The 522-nt window shown below is 66.1% G+C and carries 1 protein-coding gene; it reads left to right on the top strand.

The genetic code is table 11. From position 1 onward, the window contains the following. On the top strand, positions 1-522 hold a 522-nt coding region (locus tag IE260_RS41285; RefSeq protein WP_189881052.1), incomplete at both ends, for an ATP-binding cassette domain-containing protein.

The raw sequence follows: 522 nt of genomic DNA, 5'->3' as shown, positions 1-522 counted from the left end.
CGGCTGATCACCCGCCTGCTGGAGCCGACGGGCGGGAAGATCCTGTACAAGGGCCAGGACATCTCCCACGCCAAGCGCAGGCAGATGGCGCCGATCCGGTCCGAGATCCAGATGATCTTCCAGGACCCGTACTCCTCGCTGAACCCGCGCCAGACGGTCGGCAAGATCATCTCCGGTCCCATGGAGATCAACGACATCAACCCGGCGGGTGGACGCGAGAAGCGCGTCCGCGAACTGCTGGAGATCGTCGGCCTCAACCCGGAGCACTACAACCGCTTCCCGCACGAGTTCTCCGGCGGCCAGCGCCAGCGCATCGGTGTCGCCCGTGCCCTGGCGCTGGAACCCAAGCTGATCGTGGCGGACGAGCCGGTGTCGGCGCTGGACGTCTCGATCCAGGCCCAGGTGGTCAACCTGCTGCAGAAGGTGCAGCAGGAACTCGGCATCGCGTTCGTGTTCATCGCCCACGACCTGGCCGTCGTACGCCACTTCTCCCAGCGCGTGGCCGTCATGTACCTCGGCAAG

This window comes from Streptomyces viridiviolaceus (genome assembly GCF_014650995.1).
GTDB classification, from domain to species: Bacteria; Actinomycetota; Actinomycetes; order Streptomycetales; family Streptomycetaceae; genus Streptomyces; species Streptomyces viridiviolaceus.
This window is presented reverse-complemented; position numbering and strand designations above follow the sequence as displayed.